Source organism: Arthrobacter sp. PAMC25284 (assembly GCF_019443425.1).
GTDB classification, from domain to species: domain Bacteria; phylum Actinomycetota; class Actinomycetes; order Actinomycetales; family Micrococcaceae; genus Arthrobacter; species Arthrobacter oryzae_A.
Genome location: NZ_CP080382.1, coordinates 663508 through 688327, shown reverse-complemented (window position 1 = coordinate 688327; position 24820 = coordinate 663508). Strand labels below are relative to the sequence as shown.

At 66.7% G+C, this 24820-nt stretch carries 21 protein-coding genes; 13 read left to right on the top strand and 8 right to left on the bottom strand.

The window, feature by feature from the left end; genetic code table 11:
* Window positions 1-8: 8 nt before the first annotated feature.
* Window positions 9-305 (bottom strand): hypothetical protein, encoded by a 297-nt coding sequence (locus KY499_RS03175; RefSeq protein WP_123255912.1) that lies wholly within the window; start codon window positions 303-305, stop codon window positions 9-11.
* 222 nt (window positions 306-527) lie between these two features.
* Here KY499_RS03175 and hrpB point away from each other — a divergent pair, with 222 nt between their 5' ends.
* A complete protein-coding gene (gene hrpB, locus KY499_RS03170) occupies window positions 528-3245 on the top strand; it encodes an ATP-dependent helicase HrpB (protein ID WP_258190929.1) in 2718 nt (905 codons plus the stop codon).
* A 255-nt stretch (window positions 3246-3500) separates the two neighbouring features.
* Window positions 3501-4073 carry a DUF488 family protein gene (locus tag KY499_RS03165; RefSeq protein WP_219886186.1) on the top strand — a complete coding sequence of 191 codons (573 nt, stop codon included), beginning with the start codon at window positions 3501-3503 and terminating at the stop codon, window positions 4071-4073.
* 6 nt (window positions 4074-4079) lie between these two features.
* On the opposite strand, the gene KY499_RS03160 is transcribed toward KY499_RS03165, so the two are convergent.
* Window positions 4080-4613 carry a hypothetical protein gene (locus KY499_RS03160; protein ID WP_123255911.1) on the bottom strand — a complete coding sequence of 178 codons (534 nt, stop codon included), beginning with the start codon at window positions 4611-4613 and terminating at the stop codon, window positions 4080-4082.
* Window positions 4610-5899, bottom strand: coding sequence for an MFS transporter (locus KY499_RS03155; RefSeq protein WP_219886185.1), 1290 nt, complete (start codon window positions 5897-5899; stop codon window positions 4610-4612). The genes KY499_RS03160 and KY499_RS03155 overlap by 4 nt, the downstream gene beginning before the upstream one ends.
* A 292-nt stretch (window positions 5900-6191) precedes the next feature.
* On the opposite strand from KY499_RS03155, the gene KY499_RS03150 reads away from it, so the two are divergent.
* From KY499_RS03150 to KY499_RS03140, 3 genes are all read left to right on the top strand, one after another.
* Window positions 6192-7559: a rhodanese-like domain-containing protein gene (locus KY499_RS03150; RefSeq protein ID WP_219886184.1), complete on the top strand. Its 1368-nt coding sequence runs from the start codon at window positions 6192-6194 to the stop codon at window positions 7557-7559.
* Between the two features lie 67 nt (window positions 7560-7626).
* Window positions 7627-8217, top strand: a complete 591-nt coding sequence (locus KY499_RS03145) for a rhodanese-like domain-containing protein (RefSeq protein ID WP_219886183.1) — start codon at window positions 7627-7629, stop codon at window positions 8215-8217.
* Complete coding sequence (locus KY499_RS03140; protein WP_123255977.1) at window positions 8214-8978, top strand: sulfite exporter TauE/SafE family protein; 765 nt, start codon at window positions 8214-8216, stop codon at window positions 8976-8978. Before KY499_RS03145 ends, KY499_RS03140 begins: the two co-directional genes overlap by 4 nt.
* A gap of 66 nt (window positions 8979-9044) precedes the next feature.
* On the opposite strand, the gene KY499_RS03135 is transcribed toward KY499_RS03140, so the two are convergent.
* From KY499_RS03135 to KY499_RS03125, 3 genes are read right to left on the bottom strand one after another with little or no spacing between them, the layout of a single operon-like run.
* Window positions 9045-9848 carry a carbon-nitrogen hydrolase family protein gene (locus tag KY499_RS03135; protein ID WP_123255978.1) on the bottom strand — a complete coding sequence of 268 codons (804 nt, stop codon included), beginning with the start codon at window positions 9846-9848 and terminating at the stop codon, window positions 9045-9047.
* Between the two features lie 35 nt (window positions 9849-9883).
* Window positions 9884-11233: an APC family permease gene (locus KY499_RS03130; RefSeq protein WP_219886182.1), complete on the bottom strand. Its 1350-nt coding sequence runs from the start codon at window positions 11231-11233 to the stop codon at window positions 9884-9886.
* Window positions 11234-11242: 9 nt separating this feature from the next.
* Window positions 11243-12121 carry a carbon-nitrogen hydrolase family protein gene (locus tag KY499_RS03125; protein ID WP_219886181.1) on the bottom strand — a complete coding sequence of 293 codons (879 nt, stop codon included), beginning with the start codon at window positions 12119-12121 and terminating at the stop codon, window positions 11243-11245.
* 89 nt (window positions 12122-12210) lie between these two features.
* On the opposite strand from KY499_RS03125, the gene KY499_RS03120 reads away from it, so the two are divergent.
* The 3 genes from KY499_RS03120 to KY499_RS03110 all read left to right on the top strand — a co-directional run bounded on the left by KY499_RS03120 (window position 12211) and on the right by KY499_RS03110 (window position 17533).
* A complete protein-coding gene (locus KY499_RS03120) occupies window positions 12211-12966 on the top strand; it encodes a FadR/GntR family transcriptional regulator (protein ID WP_219886180.1) in 756 nt (251 codons plus the stop codon).
* Between the two features lie 49 nt (window positions 12967-13015).
* Window positions 13016-15757, top strand: a complete 2742-nt coding sequence (locus tag KY499_RS03115) for an HAD-IC family P-type ATPase (RefSeq protein ID WP_123255982.1) — start codon at window positions 13016-13018, stop codon at window positions 15755-15757.
* Window positions 15758-15958: 201 nt separating this feature from the next.
* Entirely contained in the window at window positions 15959-17533 is a 1575-nt protein-coding gene (locus KY499_RS03110) for a BCCT family transporter (RefSeq protein ID WP_258190924.1), read from the top strand.
* A 115-nt stretch (window positions 17534-17648) separates the two neighbouring features.
* On the opposite strand, the gene KY499_RS03105 is transcribed toward KY499_RS03110, so the two are convergent.
* On the bottom strand, window positions 17649-18524 hold the full coding sequence (locus tag KY499_RS03105; protein ID WP_123255983.1) for a LysR family transcriptional regulator: 876 nt from the start codon (window positions 18522-18524) through the stop codon (window positions 17649-17651).
* Window positions 18525-18653: 129 nt separating this feature from the next.
* Here KY499_RS03105 and KY499_RS03100 point away from each other — a divergent pair, with 129 nt between their 5' ends.
* From KY499_RS03100 to KY499_RS03080, 5 genes are read left to right on the top strand one after another with little or no spacing between them, the layout of a single operon-like run.
* On the top strand, window positions 18654-20129 hold the full coding sequence (locus tag KY499_RS03100) for an aldehyde dehydrogenase (RefSeq protein WP_219886178.1): 1476 nt from the start codon (window positions 18654-18656) through the stop codon (window positions 20127-20129).
* 29 nt (window positions 20130-20158) lie between these two features.
* The gene (locus tag KY499_RS03095; protein WP_123255985.1) at window positions 20159-21868 is read left to right on the top strand and encodes a hypothetical protein; all 1710 of its coding nucleotides are present in this window, start codon (window positions 20159-20161) and stop codon (window positions 21866-21868) included.
* Window positions 21861-22937: a membrane dipeptidase gene (locus KY499_RS03090; protein WP_123255986.1), complete on the top strand. Its 1077-nt coding sequence runs from the start codon at window positions 21861-21863 to the stop codon at window positions 22935-22937. Before KY499_RS03095 ends, KY499_RS03090 begins: the two co-directional genes overlap by 8 nt.
* Window positions 22937-23677 (top strand): hypothetical protein, encoded by a 741-nt coding sequence (locus tag KY499_RS03085; RefSeq protein WP_219886177.1) that lies wholly within the window; start codon window positions 22937-22939, stop codon window positions 23675-23677. Before KY499_RS03090 ends, KY499_RS03085 begins: the two co-directional genes overlap by 1 nt.
* Window positions 23674-24051 (top strand): RidA family protein, encoded by a 378-nt coding sequence (locus KY499_RS03080; RefSeq protein WP_123255988.1) that lies wholly within the window; start codon window positions 23674-23676, stop codon window positions 24049-24051. Before KY499_RS03085 ends, KY499_RS03080 begins: the two co-directional genes overlap by 4 nt.
* 166 nt (window positions 24052-24217) lie before the next feature.
* Here the strand turns inward: KY499_RS03080 and KY499_RS03075 are convergent, their stop codons facing one another.
* A complete protein-coding gene (locus KY499_RS03075) occupies window positions 24218-24586 on the bottom strand; it encodes a hypothetical protein (protein ID WP_219886176.1) in 369 nt (122 codons plus the stop codon).
* Between the last annotated feature and the right edge of the window lie 234 nt (window positions 24587-24820).

Here is a 24820-nt window from a genome sequence, read left to right as displayed (position 1 = left end):
CCGTCCTGCTACGGCATGACCTTGTAGAGATCGATGGCTGTCTCCTCGGGCGGATTTGCGAAGCCGCCCTCAATGCCCGCCTGCATGCGGGGCATCAGGATGGTGTCCCGGAATGTCTCCCAACTCTCCTTCGATTCGTGGACGGCCAGGATCGTCCAGCCGCCTTCGGACGCGCCGGCGGCATGGAAGGTCTGGCCCTCGGGCAATTGGCCCTCGCCCGGATGAACGGCGGCCAGCGACGCCTCGTACTGTTCCTTGGTACCCCCCGGAAAGAAGTGCACCACTCCGTAGGCTGTGGTTGACATGGTTGCTCCTCGAAAACATAGTGGGAACCGGATAATCCCAGTCCTAGGCTCCGGCACCAAGGCTGTCAATAGGAACTGTCAACGCTGGTTGCCAGGACGCCCATGCCGCGGGGAAGCGCCGGCAGACGTGCGTCCAGGGTCTTTTACGGGTTCGTCTGCCGGGTCTTTTGCAGGGTCAACTCCGGGGACGTGGGCGGCGACAAATCCGGGGACAATGGACGGGTGACTTCCGCCTCCGAATCCTGGCAGCCCGCCGGCGCCCCCGGCCCCTTCGACCTGGGCGCTATCGGCACCGGCCTTGCCTTCGCCGCGTCGCTGAAGGACCTTGCCGACGCGCTGCGGGCGGGAGGCCCGGCTGCCACCGCCGTGATCCAGGCCCCGCCCGGCACCGGCAAGACCACGCTGGTGCCGCCGCTGCTGGCCAATATCGCCGCCGGCATCAGTGCCGGGATCCCCGGATCACCCGCCGCACCGGGCCGGCCTCGGGTCGTCGTGACCCAGCCGCGCCGCGTTGCTGCGCGCTCGGCCGCCCGGCGGCTGGCCGCACTGGACGGCAGCCGGCTGGGGGACAGGGTCGGCTACACGGTCCGCGGCGAACGGCAGGCAGGACCCGGGACGCTCATCGAGTTCGTCACGCCGGGAATCCTGATGTCACGCCTGCTCGCGGACCCGGGCCTGGAAAGCATCGACGCCGTCATCCTCGACGAGGTCCACGAACGCGGCCTGGAAACCGACCTGCTGCTTGGGATGCTCACCGAGGTCCGGCAGCTCCGCGGGGACCTGATGCTCCTGGCCATGTCCGCCACCCTGGACGCGCCTCGCTTCGCCGCACTCATCGGCGCCGCGGATGCAGACGGACAGGGCGGCAACGACGCCGGCCCGCCGGCTCCCGTCGTCGACTGCCCCTCCGCGCTCTACCCGCTCGAAGTGGAGTGGGTGCCCGCGGCTGTGCCCAGAATCGACGGGAAAGGCATCACCCGGGCGTTCCTGGATCACGTCGCGGACACCGCAGCGGCCGCTCACTTCACCGCGCTGGCCGCACATCCTGGCACTGACGCGCTCGTTTTTGTGCCCGGCGCGTGGGAGGTGTCTTCTGTGGCGGCCCGTCTCCGCGGGCGCACGAGCGCTGAAGTCCTCGAGCTGCACGGCCAGGCCGGCCCGGCGGAGCAGGACCGTGCCGTCGCCGGCCGCGATCCCGGCGGCCCACCCCGGATTATCGTATCCACGGCGCTTGCCGAATCCTCCCTCACCGTGCCCGGCGTCCGGCTCGTCATCGACGCAGGATTGTCCCGCGAGCCGCGACGGGACGCCAGCCGCGGCATGTCCGGCCTCGTGACGGTCTCGTGCTCCCGCGCTTCCGCTGAACAGCGTGCCGGCAGGGCCGCCCGCCAGGGGCCTGGCCGGGTGGTCCGCTGCTACGACCAGAGGACCTTTGGTGCCGCTCCGGCGCACCCGACCCCGGAGATCGCCGTCGCCGACCTCACCGGGGCCGCGCTGACCCTGGCCTGCTGGGGGTCCCCGGGCGGTGCTGGGCTGGCATTACCTGACGCCCCGCCGCCGGGCGCGATGGCCGACGCCGTCGAGATCCTGAGGGAACTCGGCGCCGTGGGACCTGACGGGCAAGCGACGGCGCTGGGCAGGACCCTGGCCCGCGTCCCCGCCGATCCACGGCTGGCCCGTGCCCTGCTCGACGGCGCCGCCGCGGTGGGCGCCCGCGCCGCTGCCGAGACCGTCGCCGTCGTGGCCGGGGACCAGCGTGCGCCCGGAGCCGATCTCGCGCGGCTGCTGACATCGCTGCGGACCGGCCGGGAAGCCGCGGCCCGGCGGTGGGCGGAGGACGTCCGGCGGATGGAGGCCATCGCCCGGAAGGAGTCCGGCGGCGTCGGAACCCCAGTGGCTGTCTCCACGCCTGCCGCGGAGTTGCGCGGCGGCGGGGCGCGCGGCGCGGGAGCCGTCGGGTTCGTCGTCGCCCTCGCCTTCCCGGACCGGGTGGCGCGCCGCGTCCCCGGAGACGGCCCCGAACGCTATCTGCTCTCCTCGGGGACACGGGCCGGGCTCCCGGCCGGCAGCCACCTGACAGGTCAGGAGTGGCTGGCCGTGGCAGAAGTTTCGCGGGCCGACGGACGGGACGCGGCCGGAACCGGCGCCGTCATCCGGTCCGCGGCAGCCCTGGACGAGGACGCTGCCCTCGACGCCGCCCGCCATCTCGTTGAGGAAACGGTGGAGGCACGGTTCGCCCAGGGCCGCGTCAGCGCCCGGCGGGAACGCCGGCTGGGAGCGATTATGCTCTCTTCCACTCCGGTCCGGCCATCCGCCGGGGACGGTGCCGCCGCCGTCGCCCGTGCGCTGTCCACGCAGGGCCTGGGAACCATTGGCTGGTCTGCCGCGGCCGAGGGGTTGCGGCGCCGGATGGCCCTGCTGCGCCGGGAACTCGGCGATCCCTGGCCGGATGTTTCCGAGCCCGCACTGCTGGCCCGGCTCGGCGACTGGCTGGCCCCCGAGCTGGCGGCCCTGGCTGGCGGGACCGGTACCAGCGGCATTGACCTCGCGGATCCTTTGCGCCGGCTGCTGCCCTGGCCGGAGGCGGCCCGGCTCGCTGAGTTGGTCCCGGAAAGCCTGGAGGTGCCAAGCGGTTCCAGAGTCCGGATCAGCTACCCGGAGGTGGGGGACGACGCCGGCCGGCCGGTGGTGGCGGTCAAGCTACAGGAGTGCTTCGGCTGGGCCGCCACTCCGCGGCTGGTGGGGGAGCGTGTGCCCGTACTGTTCCACCTGCTCTCCCCGGCCAAGGCGCCGCTGGCGGTGACGGACGACCTTGCGTCGTTCTGGTCCGGACCCTACGCGCAGGTCCGTGCCGAAATGCGCGGCCGCTACCCAAAGCATCCCTGGCCGGTAGACCCGTGGACCGCACCGGCGACGGCCAAAACCAAGCGCCGGATGTAAAAGCGTCCGGGGCGCCCGGACCGGGGGCGCAAATAGTTCGGCGCTACGCAAATGGTTTAGCGCTGTGCAAATGAGCTCGCGCTGCGGAAATACCGGCCGCGCAAGATCATTTGCGCGTCGCGGAGCATCTTGCGCAGCGGAAACACTCTGCGGGGAGTCCGCGTAGCACCTTGCCCGCGCTGCAGTTGCCCAGTGTGGCGGGCCGTGGCGGAGAAGCCGGATGAGAATTCTGGAAGCATGCTGTTCAATGGCTCCATGGACAGAACCTGCGTCTACACGATCGGGCACTCGACGCACCCGATCGAGGAGTTCATTGGAATGCTCAAGGCCAACTCCGTCCAAAGCGTGGTGGACGTGCGGACCGTGCCGGGATCGCGGCATAATCCGCAGTTCGGCGAGGGTGAACTCGCCGTGAGCCTCCCGGCAGCCGGGATCGCGTACCAGCGGCTCAAGGCCCTCGGCGGCCTGCGGCACACTCCGGCGGCCGAGGCAGCGGCAACCGTCAATGGGGCGTGGCGCAACCGGAGCTTCCGCAACTACGCCGACTACATGCAGACCCCAGAATTTGCTGCCGGCGTCGAGGAACTGCAGGCGCTGTCGAAGAAGCAGCCGGTGGCGATCATGTGTGCCGAGGCGGTGCCGTGGCGCTGCCACCGGTCCCTGATCGGGGACGCGCTGCTGGCCCGCGGCGTCGACGTCGTCGACATCATGAGCCCGACGTCCGCCAAGCCCCACCATCTGACCGGCTTCGCGAAGGTCGACGGCCACCGGGTCTGGTACCCGCCGGAGGATGGAGCGGCCGGTACCGGGGCGCAGACACCGCCATAACCCGGGCTACGGTGCCGAGCGGGTGGGGAACAGCGGGCGGCACGTTGCGCACGCACCCGCCGGGTTGCCGTCGTCCGGCGGGGCCATGGCCCAGCGCTCCAGCGCCAGCCGCTCACGCAGGGCCCAGCCCAGGAGCCCCAGGGACAGGATTGCGAAAGCCGGCTGGATCATGCCGGCGAGTACCCAGGGTGCGGCGCCGGTAAACAGGTGCGTTGCCAGCGTATCCGGGCCCGTGGAGGTGGCCAGCACCAGCCCGGTGAGTCCGATCAGCGGCCATCGGGTGTCGCAGAGCGTGGCCTCCGCCCCGATGGGAGCCCGGACATAACTGCCGAGGACCAGTCCGGTGAGGACGGCGCCCGCCGCGAGGACCGCCAAGGACCACCAGGGGGCACCGCCGTCGATGATCATGCCGTTGACGGAGCCGACGGCGGCGGCGGCCGCCACGGCGCCGGCGCCGGCCGCCGCAAACCGGGCCCGCCGCCAGGTGCCCAGCTGGCGCCACCATGCCGGGCGTGCCGGTGCTGTCTTCGGGGCCGTCACGGTCGCGCCCCGGTCCGGATCCGTCGCGCGGTCCAGATCACGACGACGGCAACAAGCGTTGTGGAAATGAAGCCAAGGCCTGAGTAGCCGACGGTGGCCAGCACCGGGCCTGCCAGTGCGCCGCCCAGGGCTGCGGCGGCATTCATGCTCAGGTCCGAGGCGCCCTGCAGTGCCGGTCGGTCCTCTACCGGCACTGATTCGGCCACGAGGGCGGACCCGGCAACGACGGAGGACGACCATCCCAGTCCCAGCAGCACGAGGCTCAGCGTGACCGCCGTCTGCGACTCGGCAGCGGTGCCGGCGATCATCAGGGCCCCCAGCAGCATGGCCTGGCCCAGCAGGATGACCGGCAGCCTCCCGGCCTTGTCTGCGAGCCAGCCGAAGACGGGGGAGAGCGCATACATCCCGGCGATGTGAAGGCTGATAGTGAATCCAACAACCGTCAGGCTGGCCCCATGGTCGCGCAGATGGACCGGCGTCATGGACATCAGGGCCACCATGGTCGCGTGGCTGAGTGCGACAGCGGCCACCGCGTACCGTGCGTGCGGGGTGCTGCGCAGAATCCGCAGGCCCGATTGCTTCCGGTGCGCTGTGCCTGCGGTGCCGCGCAGAGCCATCGCGGTCAGGAGCGGGTCGGTGCGCAACCCGGCCAGATAGACGACGGCGGCCGCGGCCTGGGCGGCGGCGGCGAAAACGAATGCACCGGTCAGCGGCGGCAGGCCCAGGGCGGCGCCGACGGTTTCGCCCGGACCAAACAGGTTGGGGCCGAGCACGGCGCCAACAGTGGTGGACCAGACCACGATCGAGAGATCCCGGGCCCGGGTGCCGGTCGGTGCAAGATCAGTGGCGGCGAAGCGTGCCTGCAGGTTCACGGCGGTGCCGGCCCCGAGCAGCATCAGGCCGACTAGGAGCAAGGGGAAGGAGGCCACAGCGGCCGAAGTGATGGCGGTGGCAGCGCCCGCTCCGGCGATCAGGGCCCCTGTGGAGAGCGAGATCCGCCGTCCCCGGGCGACGGCGAGCCGGGCCAGGGGGATGGCCGCGAGCGCCGCGCCGAGGGTGCTCATGGTCGCCGCCATGCCGGACCATGCCGCGGAGCCGGACAACTGGGCTGCCAGCAGCGACCCCAGCGACAACGTGGCGCCCATCCCGATGCCGCCGAGGATCTGCCCGCCGACCAGGACGGAAAGGATGGTCCGCTGCGCCGGGTGGAGCTGTTCCGGGTGGATGCCGGCGGGAACGTGCGGGGCGGGCGGCCGGGAGTTCGGCGCCTCGTGGGCGGTTGGCATAACGTCAGTCTCCCAGATACCCGCGCGGGTATTCAACGCGGCGGACCGGGTTCCGCGACCATGGGGACCGCGGTTCCGAAACGGCTTGCCCGCAACTTGCGCAAATACCCCTAGGGGTATTAACGTTAAGTGTTGTACCCGCCGTGAACGTTATGGGCGGCATCACGGAGTGGTACCGCAACGGCCATCCGGTCACTTACACTCCAGCTGGTGGCTGAGGAACTTGCCGCCGGCGCTGTCACTCTTCGCGTGAACCTCGGACTTTGAACTTCAGACCTTAGGAGAGAGAAGCATGGACATCGTTGTCATTGAAACCCCGCAACTCGGGGACCGCAGCTACCTCATCCACGACGGCGCCGTCGCCCTGGTCATTGATCCGCAGCGCGACATAGACCGCGTTGAGTCGACGGCCCGCGAGGCCGGCGTCACCATCACGCATGTCGCCGAAACCCACGTGCACAACGACTACGTTTCCGGCGGGCTGGAACTGGCCAGGAAGCACGGGGCCACCTACCTGGTCAATGCCGCCGATCCGGTGAAGTTTGACCGCACTCCGGTTTCCGACGGTGAGACGGTCAGCATCGGTTCGTTCACCGTCAAGGCCGTCGCCACCCCCGGCCACACGCACACCCACCTGTCCTTCATTGTCGAGGATGGCGAAAAGCAGGCCGTGTTCTCCGGCGGCAGCCTGCTCTTCGGATCGGTGGGCCGCACCGACCTCGTCGCTGAGACGGACACCGTGGGCCTGACCCGCGACCAGTACGCCTCAGTGCGCCGGCTCGTAGAGGAAGCCGATCACAGCGCCGGGCTCTACCCCACGCACGGCTTCGGCTCCTTCTGCTCTTCCGGTCCGGCCACCGGTGCCGATTCGTCCACGATCGGCGAACAGCTCACGGCCAACCATGCCCTGACGGACCCGGATGAGGAGCACTTCGTCCGCGAACTCATCAACAACCTCACGGCCTACCCCTCGTATTACGCCCACATGGGACCGGCCAACGCCAAGGGCCCCGGCCCGGCGGACCTTTCCGTGCCTGAGTCCCTGGATGCGGCAGAACTGACCCGCCGCCTCGACGACGGCGAATGGGTGGTGGACCTCCGCAACCGGGTGGCGTTCTCCAGCAGCCACCTGCAGGGCAGCATCAGCTTCGAGTACGGCGACGGGTCCAGCTTCACGACGTTCCTCGGCTGGGTCATGCCCTGGGACCAGCAGCTGACCCTGATCGGCTCGCGGGAGGATGTCGAAGACGCGATCCGGGACCTCTCCCGGATCGGCATCGATTCCCCGGACGCCGCCGTCGGGACTGACCCGCACACGGTAGCCCCGGATGCCGCCGTCGCCTCTTACCCGCAGGTGGGCTGGGACGGGCTGCTGGCCGGCCGGGCCGACGGTGAGACCGTCCTGGACGTGCGCCGGACCGACGAGTTCGCCGATACCCATGTGGACGGAGCTGTGAACATTCCCCTGCACGAGCTGTTGAACCGCATGGACGAGGTTCCCGCCGGCAAGCTGTGGGTTCACTGCGGCTCCGGCTACCGGGCGAGCGCCGCCTCCAGCTTGTTGCAGCGTGCCGGCAAGGACGTGGTCCACATCAATGCCATGTTCGACGCCGCCGCCGCCGCCGGTGTGCCGATGACCAGGACAGCCGTCGAGGCCTAGTCGGCGGACCGCCGCTGCCGCCTCCACCCCTTGCGCGCAGCGTCCACACAATCAACCGAAAGAGACGATGACCAGGACAGCAACTGCCCCCCGCACGATTGACGCCGCCACGCTGAAGGAATGGGCGGACAACCACGATGACCTGATGGTGATCGACGTGCGCAGCGGCGCGGAGTTCGATTCCCTGCACATCCCGGGCTCCTATCACGTGCCGCTGCCCATGCTGAGCGAGCACGCCGGCGAATTCGCCTCGAAAATGGGCACCCGTGTGGTACTCGTCTGCCAGTCCGGCACCCGGGCCGAAGAGGCCCGCAAGCACCTGGACGCTGCAGGATTTTCGACCGTGTTCGTCCTGGGCGGGGGAGTCCCTGCCTACGCCGCCGCCGGCGGCGACGTCGTCCGCGGCCGCACCTCCTGGGCCATGGAACGCCAGGTCCGCATGGCGGCCGGCTCGCTCGTGCTCGCCGGTATTGTGGGCGGGAAGTTCGTTTCCCCGAAGCTGGGCCTCGTCGCCGGCGGCGTCGGTGCCGGCCTGACGTTCTCGGCCGCCACCAACAGCTGTGCCATGGGCCAGATGCTGGCCAGGATGCCGTGGAACCGTTCGGCGAATGACCCGACGCCGGCCCAGGCGCTGAAGAACCTGGGCGCCCGGGCATGATCGTCTCCGCAGCCGGGTTCGGACTGGTTGTCGGCGCCCTGCTGGGCCTGGTCGGCGGCGGCGGGTCGATCCTGGCCGTCCCGGCCTTGGTCTACGGCGTCGGGCTGCCGCTGGCTGCAGCAATCCCGACGTCACTGATCGTCGTCGGGGCCTCGTCCGCCGTCGCGGTCCTGCCCCGGCTCCGCTCCGGGGTGAACTGGCGCCTGGCACTGATCATCGGCGCCGCGGGAACTCTGACCGCCTACCTCGGGGCCATGGTCAACCGGCTCCTGGACCAGAAGATCCTGTTGCTGGCCTTCGCCGCCATTATGGTGTTTGCCGGGATCCGGATGCTGATGCCGTCCAAGTCCGACGGTGGCTCCTGCGCGCTTCCCGACGGCGGGATCAACTGGCGCCGCTGCCTGCCCAAGGCCATCGCCACCGGAGCCGTCGTCGGTTTCCTGACCGGGCTGCTCGGCGTCGGCGGCGGCTTCCTGATCGTGCCGGCACTGACCCTGGTTCTGGGCCTTCCGATGTCGGCGACGGTGGGGACGTCCCTCGTGATCATCGTCATCAACTCGATCGCCGGATTCGCAGCCCACCTGGGAGACCTGGAGATCGACTGGGGTGTGACGGCAGCATTCGCGCTGGCCGCCATGGCCGCGTCCGTGGTCGCCGGACGTTTCGGCCGCGGCATCCCGGACCGCGTCCTTGAGCGCAGCTTCGGGATCCTCGTCCTCGTGATCGCGGTGTTCGTCGCAGTGCAGGCACTGCTGTCCTGACCGCTCCGCCACCGGCGCTCCGCGCCAGGACACCCGCGACGGCACTTGCGCGCCAGGACACCCGGCCTAGGATACCGAAGGCCGCGGCGGCACCAGCCGCCGCTGTTCCGGCGTCGGGAACTGCTCCCGAACCGAAGCCAGCGCGGCGTGGGATATCTCCACCGTGCGGACGCCGGGTTCGAGTCCGAGATCCGCTTCGATCACGCCCATGGGGCTCGCCAACAGGCTGTGACCCACCGAGATCGGCGGCGCCTGGCACGGGGCAGCGACGTACACCCCGTTTTCAATGGCGCGCGCCGCGTTGAGCGCGAGCCATTGCCCGGTTTTGTGTTCGCCGGGGACCCACGAGGAACACACCAGCAGGACCTCGGCCCCGGCATCCGCGAGTTCCCTGGCAAGCTCGGGGAAGCGCAGGTCGTAGCAGGTCATCAGGCCGAAGCGGACGCCGTCGAGAGCAAAAACGACGGGCGCCGTGGACGGTCCCGGGCTGATGAACCGGGACTCCCCGTAGCCCTGGGCATCGAAGAGATGGATTTTCCGGTACGAGGCGAGCAGCTCGCCCCCTCGCCCGAATGCCACCAGCGTGTTGTAGGCACGGTCTCGATCCCCGGACGTCTCCACGGTGCCGGCGACAAGGGCCAGGCCGTGCCGCCGCGCGATGGCCGCAAGGGCGCGGCAGACCGGACCGTCAACGGGCTCGGCTGCCTCCGGGTACGAGGCGTCCACAATCTTTTTCTCGTAGGTGGCGTACTCCGGGAAGGCGATCAGGCGGGCGCCGTCGCGTGCGGCGGCCTCAGCGAAGCGGTCCATCGCAGCCAGGTTCGCTCCGACGTCGGTGCCGGACTCGAGCTGTCCAAGGGCGATGCGCACGCCTGATCCTCTTCCGTTGATGTCAGCGTCCCGGCCTAAACTGCGGCCGTCTCTTTTTCGGTGGCAGCCATTTCCGGCGGAGCCGTCCTGAACCCGCGCGTGATCAGCGCCAGGACCACGATGCCGAGCCCCAGCCAGGACAGTCCCAGCGTAATCGCGTTACTGTCCAGCTGCGAGAGCAGGTAGGCGCACACGATGGCCCCGACGACGGGTACCGCCACGTAGCTGACCGGGTTAAGGAGGTTCCCTGCACGGCGTTCGCGGAGATAGTGGGCGATCACAGCGACGTTGACCATGGTGAAGGCGGTGAACGCACCGAAGTTGATGAAGGACGTTGAGGTGGCGACGTCCAGGAAGATGGCGATCAGGCCGACGACGCCGATCACGATCAGGTTCAGGACCGGGGTGTGGAACCTGGCGCTCAGCCGCCCGAACGCCGCCTTGGGCAGGACCGAATCGCGGCCCATGGCGTAGATGAGGCGGGAGGCGCTGGCCTGGGCGGCGAGACCGGAAGCGAACTGGGCCATCACCAGTCCGGCGAGGAAGACGGCGCCGAAGAGCTGTCCGCCGATCTGCAGGGCAATAGCGCTCGCCGCCGATGCGGAATCCTCGAATACCCCGCCCGGGTGCACGAGCTGGGTGATGTAGGAGACCACCACAAAGATGCCGCCGCCGATCAGCGCGATCAGCATGATGGCCCGCGGCATGTTCTTGCGCGGTTCGATCGTCTCCTCGGTCAGCGTCGTGACAGCGTCGAAGCCGAGGAATGAATAGGCTGCAATGGCGGCGCCGGCGGAAATTGTCGCGAAGCTGGATGTGTCGTTGAAGAACGGCTGTGTGTCCGCGAGACCTGAAGCGCCGGAGCTGGACACGACATTACCGATGGACAACGCCACGAAGAAGACAATAACCAGGAGCTGGAAGGCCATCAGGACGTAATTGGCCTTGTCTGCGACCTTGATGCCCACGACATTCAGGGCGGTGGTGATCACAATGAAGCCCACGATCCAGGCGCCGATCGGCACGCCGGGGAACTCGGCGGTGAGGTAGGACCCGCCGATCAGCCAGATCACCATCGGCAGGAACAGGTAATCCAGCAGGACGGCCCACCCCACAAGGAATCCGGCCCGGGAGTCGATGGACTTCCGGACATAGGTATACGCGGAACCGGCCACGGGATACGCCACCGCCATGCGCCCGTAGCTGTGTGCCGTGAACAGCATCGCCACGAGAGCAATCAGGTAGGCGGCGGGGGACGCCCCGCCCGTGGCTTCGGCGATCACGCCGAAGATCCCCAGGACAATCAAGGGTGTCAGATACGCCAGCCCGAAGAGGACCAGGGATGGCAGCTTCAGTGTGCGGGTGAGGGTCGGTTGCGTTGTCATCGGTGTTCCTTAGCGGTTGGTGGACGTCGGGGCCCAGGTGTCCGGGTCGATCCGGCCTTGGTAGATGGGAAGCTCAATGGCTGTTTCACCGGAGTGGAACTGCGACCAGGGACGCACGGAGCCTTCAGTTCCGCGGGCGCGGACGTGTTCGACGGCGGCCAGGTCCAGCTCCGCTGCGAGCAGGGCCGGGGCGTCATCGTGCGCTTCTGCGATCGTGTTGCCCTCCGGGTCCACGATCAGGCTCCTGCCCTGTCCGGTGGGACCGGCGCAGTTGACGCTGACGACGAACAGCTGATTGACAATCGCGTTGGCCCTGGCGAGCACGAGCTCCTGCCGGCGGTCCGGCGTCGTGGTTTTGACGACGTTGAGAATGACCTCGGCGCCCATCCACGCCAATTGGCGGGATACCTCGGGGAACCACGCGTCATAGCAGATGTTCAGTCCCACCCGGCCGATCCCGTCCAGGTCGACGGTGGTGAACCGGTCGCCGGGGTCATAGGGTTCGGACGGGCGCCAGGGGAAGACCTTGCGGTAGTACGCTGCAAGTTCTCCGCGCGGGGACAAAACCAGCTGGGTATTGAACAACTGCCCCTCCGGGCCGCGCTCGCAGACGCTGCCGGGAACGAGCCAGATCCCGAGGTCAGCTGCCAACTCCCGCAACTGGTTGACGCGCGGGCCATCCAGCGGTTCGGCGGCGGCCTGCAGCGCCTCGGTGCGTGCGAGATCCGGGAAGGAATCGCCGAAGAGATGAAGTTCCGGAAAGACAACCAGCTTGCTGTCCGGGTGCGTCTCGACGGCTGATGAGACCTCGGCGGCAAAGGCCTTGACGGGCTCGCCGATCAGCCGAGGCGGTGCCTGTACGGCGATAAGGGGGAGGATGCGTTGCACTGTGTGTCTCCAAGTCGCGTTGTGATCTGCACTATATTAGATCAGAATGAACTAATAAAAGACAGAGGGTTGCCCGTAAGGTAACAACTATGACCAGTCAGCAGGAGCACGGTGCCGGCGCTTCGCCCATCGGCGCCGTTGCGCTCGCCGGAATCGACCGCCGGAGCGCGATGGATGCCGTTCGGCTGCGCATCGGATTGGCTATTTCCCTGGGCTTGCTGAAACCGGGCGAGCGCCTGCCGGACCAGCAGGACGTTGCCCTTGGCCTCTCGGTGAGCCCGATTACTGCGCGCCGGGCTTTGGCCAGCCTGGCCGAGCAAGGAGTCGTGGTCCGACGCCGTGGCCGCGGCGGCGGCACGTTCGTCGCCGACGATCCGCCCCGCCAGGTCCTCGCGGAGCTTGCGGCGTCGCCTGCCGAGTCCGAGGCAGTGAACCGCCTCGTGGACCGGAGGCTGCTCTTCGAATGCGCGGTCACCCACTACGCCGCCGTCAACGTGACCGCCGGCCAACTCGATGAACTCGAGCGGCTGACCGGGGAAATGGCAGAGTGCACGGACTGGTCCGCCTACCACCAGGCCGACGAGCAGTTTCATCGGCTGGTGGCGCTCGCTTCGGGACTGGGCCGCGCGGTCGACGCCTACAACGAAACCCTGGCCGAACTCTATGCGTACTTTATTCCGTACCCGATCGAGGCGCTCCATGCCTCCAACCGGGACCACATTGCGCTCGTGAAAGCGCTACGGGCCGGGGACGTCAGCGGTGCCATAGATGTATCGCGGAACCATGTGGACGTGCTGCACAAGACAATGTTTACCGGGCTGATGGGAGGCGCCCGGGAGTACTGATTCCGGCTGAACGGTTCCTCTCGACGGGTTTCCGGTCAATAGTGGACTCATGAGGCCACCCATCAGCGGTCGTCCGGCGTCGATACCTGCCGGGTCGGCCGTGGCGCCCTTGACCCGCCCGTGGCACACGATGGAGCCCGGTGCCGCCCTGGACGAGCTGGCTTCGGGAGCGGACGGGCTCAGCTCCGCCGAAGCCGCGCGGCGCCTGGAAACCTCAGGGCCGAACGAATTGAGCTTTGCCGGGGTGACGCCCTGGTGGCGGGTGCTCCTGCGCCAGTTCTTCAGTCCCTTAATCGGGATCCTGCTCGCCGCGGCCGTGGTCACCCTGATCCAGCAGCACTGGGTGGATTCCGGCGCTATCGGCCTGATCCTCGCGCTCAACGCCGGATTGGGCTTCGTCCAGGAACGCAAGGCCGAGGCCGACGTGCGGGCCCTGCAGTCGCTCTCCACACCAACGTGCCGGGCGTTGCGTGACGGGGCCGAAGCAGTCGTCCAGGGCCGCGATGTGGTCCCCGGGGACATCGTGCTGCTGGAGAGCGGCGAGAGGGTACCGGCAGACCTGCGACTCGTCGAGACCAACGGCCTGCAGCTGGATGAGTCCATGCTCACCGGTGAACCTTACGCCGCGACGAAGCACACGGCGGCATTGCCGGCCGACACCGCGGACGCGGACAAAACCAATACCGCCTTCAGCGGAACGTTCGTCGGCAGTGGGCGGGGCAGCGGCGTTGTTATCGCGACCGGCGCCAATACCGCTTTGGGGGAAATCAACGCGCTTGTCCAGGGCCCGCAGGGCAAAACCCCGTTACAGCTCCTCACCCACAGTCTGGAGCGGAAAATCGGGCTGGTGGTGCTCGCCGCCTTGGTCTTTGTTTTCATCGCCGGACTGGTCCTGGGCAACGATGTGTCCACGATGTTCCGTACCTCGGTTGGCCTCGCGGTCGCGACCATCCCCGAATCGCTGCCCATCGTTCTGACGGTCGCCCTGAGCCTTGGCGTCTCGCGGATGGCCAAGCGCAACGCCATCATCCGGACCCTGCCGGCGGTCGAAACCCTCGGTTCCACCACCGTCATTGGCTCCGACAAAACCGGAACCCTCACCGAGAACCGGCTGACGGTGGAGCGGATCTGGACCACAGGCGGGCTGCTGGAACTTTCCGTAGGAACAACGGCCGTCCCGGAAACCGCAGCAGGCGAGGATGCGAAGAGCACACCGGCTGACCCGTCACTGGTCCGAGCCGTCCTGCGGGCTGGTGCGCTGACCAACGAAGCGACCCTCTCGGCCGAAGAAGAAAACCTGGACTACTCAGGCGACGCCGTCGACGCCGCCATGGCCAAGACAGCCGTGGCCCGGGGTGCCATCAGCGAACCGGAACGCAGCGCCGAGTCCCTGGCCCACCAGCCATACGAACCGCACCTGCGCTACTCGCAGACGGTCCACCAGGACGCGGCCGGGCGCCGGACCCTTTACGTCAAAGGTTCCCCTGAAGCGGTGTTGGCCGCCGCGGACAAGATGGCGTGGCCGCACGGCCTGGGACCGCTGGAAGGGGCACTGGTCCATGCGGCGAATGAGGAGATGGGCCGGGACGGGCTGCGGGTCATTGCCACGGGGTCACGCGAACTGGCCGACGGCGAGGAGCTCAGCGTCCCGCTGCCCCCACCGTCGGGCCTGACTTTCCTAGGCATGGAGGGCATGACCGATCCGCCGCGCGGCGGGGTCGCTGCCGCGATCGCGGCGTGCCGGCGGGCTGGTATTAAGGTCATGATGATCACCGGCGACCACCCCGTGACGGCCATGGCCATCGCCGGCCGGCTGGGTCTGGCTGTCGACAAGAAGGCGCTGACCGGGACCGAAATGGCGGAGCTCGACGACCACATGCTCGCGGCCCGTCTCGAACAGGTCGGCGTCGCCGCACGCGTCTCCCCGGTGGACAAGCTCCGGATCGTGCACGCCCTGCAGCGCTCGGGCAACGTCGTCGCCGTGACGGGCGACGGCGTCAACGATGCCCCGGCACTTAAGGCCGCGGCCATCGGCGTTGCCATGGGACGGTCGGGGACCGACGTCGCCCGCGAGGCTGCCGACGTCGTCCTGACGGACGATAATTTCGTCACCATCGTGCATGCAGTCGAGGAGGGACGCGTCATTTTCGCGGCCATCCGGAAGACCACTTTCTTCCTGCTCTCCACCGGCACCGCCGCCCTGGTGGCGGTGACGTTGAGCGTCTTTGCCGGGACCCCGCTGCTGTTCCTGCCGGTCCAGATGCTGTGGATGAATGTCGTCACCAACGGGGTCCAGGACGTTGCGCTGGCGTTTGAACCCGCCGAAGGTGATGAATTGTCCAGGCCGCCGCGGCCGCCCGCCGAAGGTTTGCTCTCGCGCACACTGTGGTTCCGGGCCGGGATTACCGGGGCCTGGATGTCACTGGCGGTGATCCTGGCCTTCATTGTGGAGCTGAACGCCGGCTCGTCCGAAACCCATGCGCGGACACTCGCGCTGACCATGTTCGTGATGCTCAGCTTCTTCCAGGTGTTCAGCTCGCGGGCCGAGACCAAGTCCCTGTTCCAGCTGAGGCTGTTGGCCAACAAACCGCTGCTTTACACCTCACTCGCGGCGCTGGCGCTGCATTGGGCCGTGATGACCTGGCCGGTCTCCGCCGGAATACTGGAACTCACGCCGTTGACCGGCGGGGAATGGTTGCTGTGCGCCGCCGTGGGGTCCACTGTCCTGATCATCGTCGAGGCAGAGAAGTTCGTCCGGCGCTGGTCACACCGAAATGACGGCCCGGACTGAACGGGCGGAGTGAACGGTGCTGTGGGCGAGTGTATCCATATCAACATGTGATCAATGTAGACAAACTAAGTCTTGGACCCGGTGAATGATGTGAGGCTAATCTCATTCGTACGCAGCCTGCGTGATCCGGCTAACAGGAAAGTTGTGGATCCCACGATGAAAAACCGAGTCCAAACAACGGGGCAGGAAGAACGTCTCCCCGTGGCTTCCGAAGAAGCCACCAGCCGCGCCGTCGGCGAACGACCTACGCCCATTATGGATCGCAAGGTCACGATTGCCAGCCTCGGGGTACTGGCCGTCTTTGTGCTCGCCACCCTGGTCTTCCCCAAGCAGTCGTCCGACGCAATCAACGAGGGCTTCGCCTTCTCCGCCAAGTGGGTCGGCATCTACTGGCAAGCACTGTTGCTGGCAACCTTCCTGTGCTCCATTGCGCTGGCGTTGACCCCTTACGCGAAGGCCCGGCTTGGGGGACCCGTTTCCCCGGACTACGGTCGCTTCAAGTGGGTTGCCATGATTATGTGCACCCTCCTCGCGGGCGGCGGAGTCTTCTGGGCCGCCGCGGAGCCGATTTCACACTACATCTCCAGTCCGCCGTATTTCGGTGAGCCCAGTGGCGATCCGACCGACGCAGCAAATATCGCGCTGGGGCAGACTTTCGTGCACTGGGGCTTCCTGGCTTGGGCCATTTTGGGTTCGCTCGGTGCCATCGTCATGACCCACGCCGTATCCAAGGGCATGCCGTTGCGGCCGCGCACGCTGCTCTACCCCGTCATGGGGCGCAAGGTGCTCAAAAGCTGGATCGGCACCGTGGCCGACGTAGTGTGCATCATTGCCGTGGTGGCCGGTACTGTCGGTCCGATCGGTTTCCTGGGACTCCAGGTCTCATACGGACTTTCGCGGCTGTTCGGGGTTCCCAACAACTACGGCACGCAGCTGATCGTCATCGCGGTGCTCACCGGCCTGGCTGCCCTCTCGGTCTCCTCCGGCCTGAGCAAAGGCATCCAGCTGATGAGCCGCCTCAATGTCTGGCTGGCACTGGGCCTCATGGCCGCCGTGTTGGTACTGGGCTCGGCCGCCTACATCTTCAAGTCCTTCGTCGGCGGTTTCGGCGTGTACCTGCAGAACTTCGTGGGCACCTCGCTTTATCAGGCGGACCAGGGGTGGGTCTCGGGCTGGACGGTCTTCTTCTTCGCCTGGTTCCTGGGCTATGCACCACTGATGGCCATCTTCGTGGCCACCATTTCCCGCGGCCGCACAGTGCGTGAACTCATCCTGTTTACGGCGGTCCTGCCACCGATCGTCACTTGCTTCTGGTTCACTGTCCTCGGTGGCACCGGCATTATGTTCGAGCAGCAGAATCCTGGTTCCATTTCCGGGCCGCTGGCCAGCGACGGCCTGCCGGCCGTGGTGATGACCATTGCCGAGCAGTTGCCCTTCTCTGGAATTATTGCGACGGCGTTCCTGGTCCTGACCATCATGTTTGTGGCCACCACGGCGGACTCCATGTCCTTCAGCATTGCCCAATCGTGCACCATTGAGGGCGAGCCATCGACGAAGCTGCGCGCCGCCTGGGCTGTGACCATGGGCGTGGCAGCCGCGGTGCTGATCTCCATTGGCGACGGCGGGATCAGCGCGCTGCAATCCTTCATCGTCATCACCGCAGTTCCCGTGGGCTTCATCATCCTGCCGTCCTTGTTCGCGGCCCCGGTGTTCGTCCGACGCATGGCACTGGAGCAGGGAGTCCTTGACCGGCAGCCACGTGGGGTGCGGCCCTAACTGCGAAACCCGATACGACCTTTCCTGAAGAGCCTGCGATGGGCCCTCGGCATCATGCCGGGGGCCCTTTCGCCTGCCGCCGTCCTGCCGTGTGGCGATCTGCCGTGTGGTGGTCTTACACACCACCGGCTTCCATGAACCGTTCCACAAGCGCCGAATCCTGTCGGCCCTCGGCGCAAATCAGCGATACCCGTGAATAGGCCGCCTCATCGGACAGGTTCAGATAGGCCACACCGGGGATCTGCAGCGCACGCAGCGACTCCGGGACAATGGCGATTCCAGTGCGGGCCGCCACGAGGCCCAGGATGGTGGGGAACTGGATGGCTTCCTGGGCGACCCGGATGTGAAACCCCGCCTGGATGCACAGGGCGGAAATCAGGTCGTAAAGCCGCGAGACCTGATGGCGCGGGAAAACCACGAAATCCTGCCCTGCGAGGTCCTTCAATGGGACGCTGGTCCGCTCGGCCAGGGGATGGGATTGCGGCACCGCAACGATCAACGGTTCACGTCTCAGTGCGGTGACGTGAATTCCTTCGATGGGCTCGATTTCCCGAACGATTCCGACATCCAGTTGGCCCTCCAACACCGCCTGAATTTGCCGTTCGGTGGTGTTTTCCTGGAGCTGGAACTGCACCTGCGGCCACTGCTCATGCAAGCGGTTGACCATTCCCGGCAACAGGAAGAGGGCAGCGGAGCTGACAAATCCAACCCGGAGGAGCCCCGTACTGCCACGGGTGGCCAATTCCACTTGGCTTTCTGCGCGCTCCGCTTCTGAGATGACCCGGCGGGCTGCCTCGAGGAGCACGCGGCCCGTATCGGTGATCTCCACCGATCGGGTAGTGCGGACGAAGAGCTGGGTTTTCAGGTTTCTTTCCAGGCGTTGGATCTGCTGGCTCAGCGCCGGTTGGGCGATGTGAAGGCGGGCGGCTGCACGGTTGAAGTGCATTTCTTCGGCGACTGCGATGAAGTAGCGAAGCTGTCTCAGTTCCATAAACACTAAGTGTCTCTACTTATGAATCAATAGGCAATAAATACTTCTCTATGATAAGCGGCCGACGTATCGTGGATCACAGAGTCGACACACCGCAGCACACCGCAGCTAGAAGGCAGGAACCCCACCGTGAACACCACAACCACCCAAACGCTAGAACTCAAGCAGCTCATCAACGGCCAGTGGGACAGCGCAACCGGAGCCGAAGCCCACAGCGTCAACCCCGCCGACCCCGAAGAATTGGTTGCCCGCTACGCCACAGCCACCCCGCAAACGCTGGAAGCAGCCATCGCCGCCGGCCGTGCCGCGCTGGCCGGCTGGGACCGGGTGGGAATCCTGGGCCGCGGACGCGTGCTGCGGCGTGCTGCGCAGCTCCTGGAGGAGCGCGGCGAAGACATTGCTGTGCTGATGACTCGCGAACAGGGCAAGACCCTGGCCGACTCCCGCGGCGAAGTCGGTGCCACCGTGGAGACCCTGTACTACCAGGCCGGCTCGGCCCGCCGCGCCGACGGCGTCACCTACCCGTCGGGCAATGCCGATGAATTGGTCCGTACCATCCGCCGCCCGGTGGGCGTGGTCGGGGTCATCACCCCCTGGAATTTCCCGCTCCAGATTCCGGCCTGGAAGATCGCACCGGCGCTCCTGTGGGGCAACACAGTCGTCTGGAAGCCGGCCAGCGATACCCCCGCCGTCGCCCTGGCCTTCGCCGAGATCCTCGTTGAGGCCGGCGTTCCCGCCGGTGTCCTTAACCTGGTCCTGGGCCCGGGCTCCCTGGGTTCGCGCCTGGTCGAACACGAGGGCATCGCCGCGGTGACCTTCACGGGTTCCGTTCCGGTGGGCCACCAGATCCGCGAACGTGTGGTGCTCCGTGGTGCGAAGCTGCAGATGGAACTTGGCGGGCACAATGCCGCCATAGTTATGCCGGATGCTGATGTTGCCAGTGCGGCGGCCGCCATAGTCGCGGCAGCCATGAGCAGCACCGGCCAGAAGTGCACTGCCACCCGCCGAATTATCGCCGTCGGAGATGTCCACGACCGTCTGGTCGAGGCTCTGGTACCGCTGGTTAAAGCGCTGGTCTCAGGCCCGGGAACCGAGGCAACATCCGACATGGGCCCGGTGGTCTCAGACCGTGCCCGACGCGACATTGAAGACGCGCTGTCCCAGGCCCAGGCCGAAGGTGCAACGGTGTTGGCCCAAGGTTCAAAGTCGGACGCTCCGGGGCACTACGTCCTGCCCACGCTGCTCGCCGGAACCGACGCCTTGACCATTACCCACGAAGAAGTGTTCGGCCCGATCGTGACGCTGATGCGCGTTGAGGACCTCGACGAGGCCATCACCTTGGCCAATGCCACCGAGTTCGGCTTGACCGCATCGGTCTTCACCAGCGACGAGCACGCAATCCGCCGCTGCCTCAACGAGGTGGTTGCCGGTTTGATCAAGGTCAACGCACCGTCCACCGGTTCCGAGGTCCATGCGCCGTTTGGCGGTCTTCGCGATTCCTCCTTCCCGGCCCCGCGCGAACAAAACAGCGATGTTGCTGCGGACTTCTTCACAGAAACCAAGACCGCCTACGTACGCGTCGCACCGCAGGGACGTGCCTCGTGAGCGCGCCTGCCCTGACCAAAGGCAGTGAGATGACCACGGAATCTGTGTTGCGTCCCTCAAACACCGTGATGGATCCGGTGGACATGGGCGGTGCCCGGGCCTCCCGGCACAGCTTCATTCGTTCGATGATTCGCCGCGCTGTGCGTGCCGGCTGGAAGATCGAACGCACCTACTTTGATGTCGACGCCCAAGGCCGCGGCGACGCAATCTATGAGGTCCGTGCGGAATCCCACCTGTGGAGCTTTGTGGCATTCTCTCAACGACTGAGCGAGTCAGAGCGTACCGACCGGGTGATCGCGAAGGCGTGGGACATCACCGCTGCTCTGGTCGAAGGAAGCGTGGATGCGGATCGCCTGGCCCGGATGCGGGCCCAGGTGCCGCTGCAGGAAGCCGGCCGCGCCGAGCAAGGATCCCTGATCTGGACCCGCGCCAACCGCAGTGAACGATTTTTTGAATACGTCGCGGACCGCTTGGCCGACGGAGAGCAGCCCGAGAGCGAAAAGTTTGGCGGCTCTCCCTACATCATTCGCAGCACGGCGTTCTACAGCAACGGAAAATGCGGACTGGCCGACTACGAAGGTTTCGAGGATGGCCACCCTTTGGCGGTTCCCTACCGGGCACACATGGTCACCGCCTGGCTCATGCGTGAATTCAGCTACGACCTGGTGGAGGCCTGCGCCGCAGCCCGCAACCCCCGGGCCGCGAGGCTCAGCGGGCCCTGGCGCCGCTACCTGGGCATGGGCAACGCCACCGGATTGGGCATGGTGCCCTATGCCATCAACCACCCCGAGGTCATCAACTCCTGGGCGCTGCTGCGCGAGATCCCTTTGGCTTCGGTCATCGCCCGCACCGTTGCACCCACAGAGGCAACAGTGCAGCGCGTCATGGATCTACTGCGCGAGTCAATCGACTATTTGGCCGAGCAGGCAGACATTCAGAGCGCGCCCTTCGCGGCAGGCCCCGAGTTGGCTGTACAGCTCGAAGAACTACTGGGTGAGCTGCGGTCGTGGGCCACGACAGGGCGCTTCACGGGGAAAGAAACCAGCCACATCTGGAAAGAACTGCATGACGCGGCGGCCCTGCGCGGACCGGGTTGCCGGGGCATGGTGGCCTCCGTACTCACCGAACTCAGCGACGATCTGGATGAAAAAGTCGAAGCGCTGCTCCGCTGCGATGAGTCCCGCCGCATCGCCCCGGGTGACACCTGCGCCCGCCTGGCCCGGGGAATCGATGACGAATACTCCTGGACCGGGGCGTTCGACTTCTCCACTCCGACGGCGCAGCAGCACTTCTGGTTCTCCTCGGTGGACAACGAGGAGCCCCGGCGCGCCCGGCTGGGAGCGGACCCGGGCGAAAATGTTCAACACCCCGTGGATATTGCCCGGGCCGTGGCGAAACTGCGCGCGGACTTGGCCGGTACTGATGAAGCGATGAGCGTGGGCGAGTTCCTGCTGTCCCATCCCTGGCATCGTGCGACCGTGGCCCGTGTGCAGAACGTCGGCAAGCTGACCTATGGTGAGGTGCGGGACAACCTGTTGGATGCCGAATTCCTGCCGCTGAATCTCCAGCGATTCCAGCTCGCGGTCTACGGCATGGAGAATTACACCCCGCAGTCCACCGACTGGCTGCGCGTGACCCTGATGGCTGGGGCGCCGCGCATCGCGGACCTGGCGTCCGGGGATGCCGATGATTCGTGGATGTTCACCCGCCGGCCCCGGGAGGCGGCAGATCATGTCTAACTTCCAGGGTCCGGCCACTGTCGTCGACGGGCCACAAATCGAGACGGTCCAGAGCCATTCGGCGTTGGACCCGGGGAACCGGCAGGACGCCGCTGGCCTTCATGCCACGGCCACCATCGTCGACGGTCTGCAAATCAACAATTGGGACCGAGGCGTCCTGGAGGAACTACGCGCCGGCGGTATCAGCGGAGTCAACGCCACCTGCGCGGTCTGGGAGGGCCCGGCCGATACCCTCAAGGCCATCGGGGACTGGTATCAGCTCGCTGTACAGAATCCCGACCTGATGGTGCTGGCCCGGAATAGCCAGGATATTCGCCAGGCCAAACTGGATGAGCGCGTCGCGGTGCTGCTGGGATTCCAGAACACGAGCTCCTTCGGGGATGACTTCCGCTTGGTGGAGGTCTTCCACAGGCTGGGAGTGAAGGTCGCCCAACTGACCTACAACATCCAAAACCTGGTCGGCGGAGCCTGCTATGAGCCCGAGGATTCCGGGCTGACCCGGTTCGGTCGGACCATCGTGTCGGAAATGAACCGCGTGGGCATGCTCATCGACCTCTCACATGTGGGCAACCGGACCTCCCTGGACGCGGTGGAGGCTTCGATTGCCCCGGTGGCCATCACCCACTCAAACCCCACCTGGTTTGTGGAGAATCCGCGCAACAAGCCCGACGAAGTCATCCGTGCGGTTACCGATAAGGGCGGCATGCTGGGTTGCTGCCTTTACCCGCTTGTCATTGGCGGGAAGAAAACGACCCTGGACCAGTTCTGCCAGATGATCGCCCGCCTCGTTGATGAGCTGGGACCCGAGCGGATTGGTTTGGGCAGTGACTGCACGCGCAACTGGGACGAGAACTATGTTGGCTGGTTGCGCAATGGCCGCTGGCAGCCCCCGGGGGACAACAAGCCCTCTTGGCCCGAATGGCCCGAGTGGTTTGTCGGACCCGAGGATTTCCCCCGCTTGACCGATGGGCTGGTCAAGGTGGGACTCGACGAAAAAACCATCCGCGGCGTGCTTGGTGAGAACTGGCTGCGCCTCTTCGACGATGTTTTCCCCGGAAGGAAGATCTGATGACCGTTATCACCGAGAAAGTAGCAACCATGGAAACCAGCGGTTCGGCGCCCGTGGTGCGTCTGGCTATGCGGGAAGTGCGTGAGGCCGCATACCGCGCACTGATGGCCCGCGGAGCAAGCAATGCCGAGGCACAGGCAGCAGCCCGGCAGGTCCTTTTCGCCGAGGTGCACCATGGCACCGGATTGGCGACCCTGGCCTCATGGCTGCGGGAGGCATCGTGGGCGTTGGATGCGTTGACGTACATCCGCTCGACGACTCCCGCCGGGCAGAGCTTCGCGGTGGACTCCGGTTCACGCTGCGATGCGCTGGTGCACGGGGTATTGCTGGTTGATGTGGCCAGCACCGGAGTCGGCAGCGAGGTGTTGTGCAACGGCGTCGAACACGATTCGCATCTGCTTGACGAGGCTCTGCTGAATGCCGCCGCGAGCTCAGGCTTCACGGTGGTGCACCGCAGCGCCGGCGATGCGAACCGCACCACGTTCGCCACGCCCGCCGGAGACCTGGGCACTGGTTTCAGCGCGGAGGGCCAAGCCGCACCGCATGATGCCCCTGCGGCGGGACACGGTTCGCGCTTCTATACGGCCGATACCGCCCCTGAGGGGACCTTCGTCGTATCGACAACGGCCGAACGGGACCTGAAACGGGCCGAGACCGCCCATGCCGGAATACTCGTCAACGCCGAAACCTGGGCCGAAATCCGCACCGTGGCGGCCGGCTACCTGGTGGCTGACGCATGAGCGGGATCCAGCGTCGTTGGCACGAAGACGGAAAACCGCGCCCCTACACGGCATCGGCGACGTTTGGAGGAGTCGTCTGGGCCTGTGGGCAGGTTCCGACCAGGGCAGACGGTTCCACCCCGGAATCGCTGCGCGATCAGGTAAACGTGGTGTTCGATAACCTGGAGAAGGTCCTGGCCGATGCCGGAGCCGACCTGTCGAGCATTCTGAAGATCACTGTGTTCCTTGCAAATCTGGACGAATTCGACGAGTACAACAGTGCCTACCTGGCACGTTTCGGTGATCTTACGCTCCCGCCCCGCACCACAGTTGAGGTTGCACGGTTCCGCGGAGAAAAGCGCATTGAGATGGATGCCGTCGCGGCAACGAAGTAAAACCGCCTCCCACAATGCGGCGTCGTGAAGCGGGTGTTCGCTAGTGTTTGCCCCTCCTGCCTGACCTGCGAGTAGAACCGCAGGTCAGGCAGGAGCTGTCTGGCAGGCGCAGCGGGCGCACCGTGTACCCGGCGTGGTTCCGTACCGGCGGGGGCCAGTGGGCAGGTCAGTCCTTCTCGGGCTTCGCGGCGCGCTGGGGGCCGTCCTTGCCGTAGTCGCCTTCGGCGTACTGGCCGATTTCGGACTCCGGTGACCGGCCGGGCGCAGCTCCGGCCTCGCCGTAATCGGCTTCCACGAAGCGGCCTGCCTCCTCCGCATCATCGCCGGTTGGATTCTTCACGCCGCCCTCGCTGCCGGCCTCGCCATAGCTGCCTTCGGTGTACTGTCCTTCTTCATCCTCGGCGTGACGTCCACTCTTGCTTCCGGCCGCGCCGTAGCGGCCCTCGGTGTACCGGCCCTTGATCTCGGGATCTTCGTGCTGGTCCGCGGCGTCCCGGTCCTCGGGGCTTCCTGATGGCTTGCTGTTTTCCTTCATGGCCTTGCCTTCCGCACGGTGGAGTGGCCTGTGCCTGGCCGGCATCCCTGCCGGTCCCGGCACTGCTGAGTTTGGCACTGCTGAGTTTGGCACTGCTGGGTTTGGCACTGGTAAGTCACGTGACGGCTTCAGTCTAGTGACGCCCGCGGGACCGCAACAGGGGCGGGCGGCCTGCAATAACGCGTCGCAGTGCCGGTGCCTCCCGGGACGGATTTTGCCGGGCGGGGCACTCTG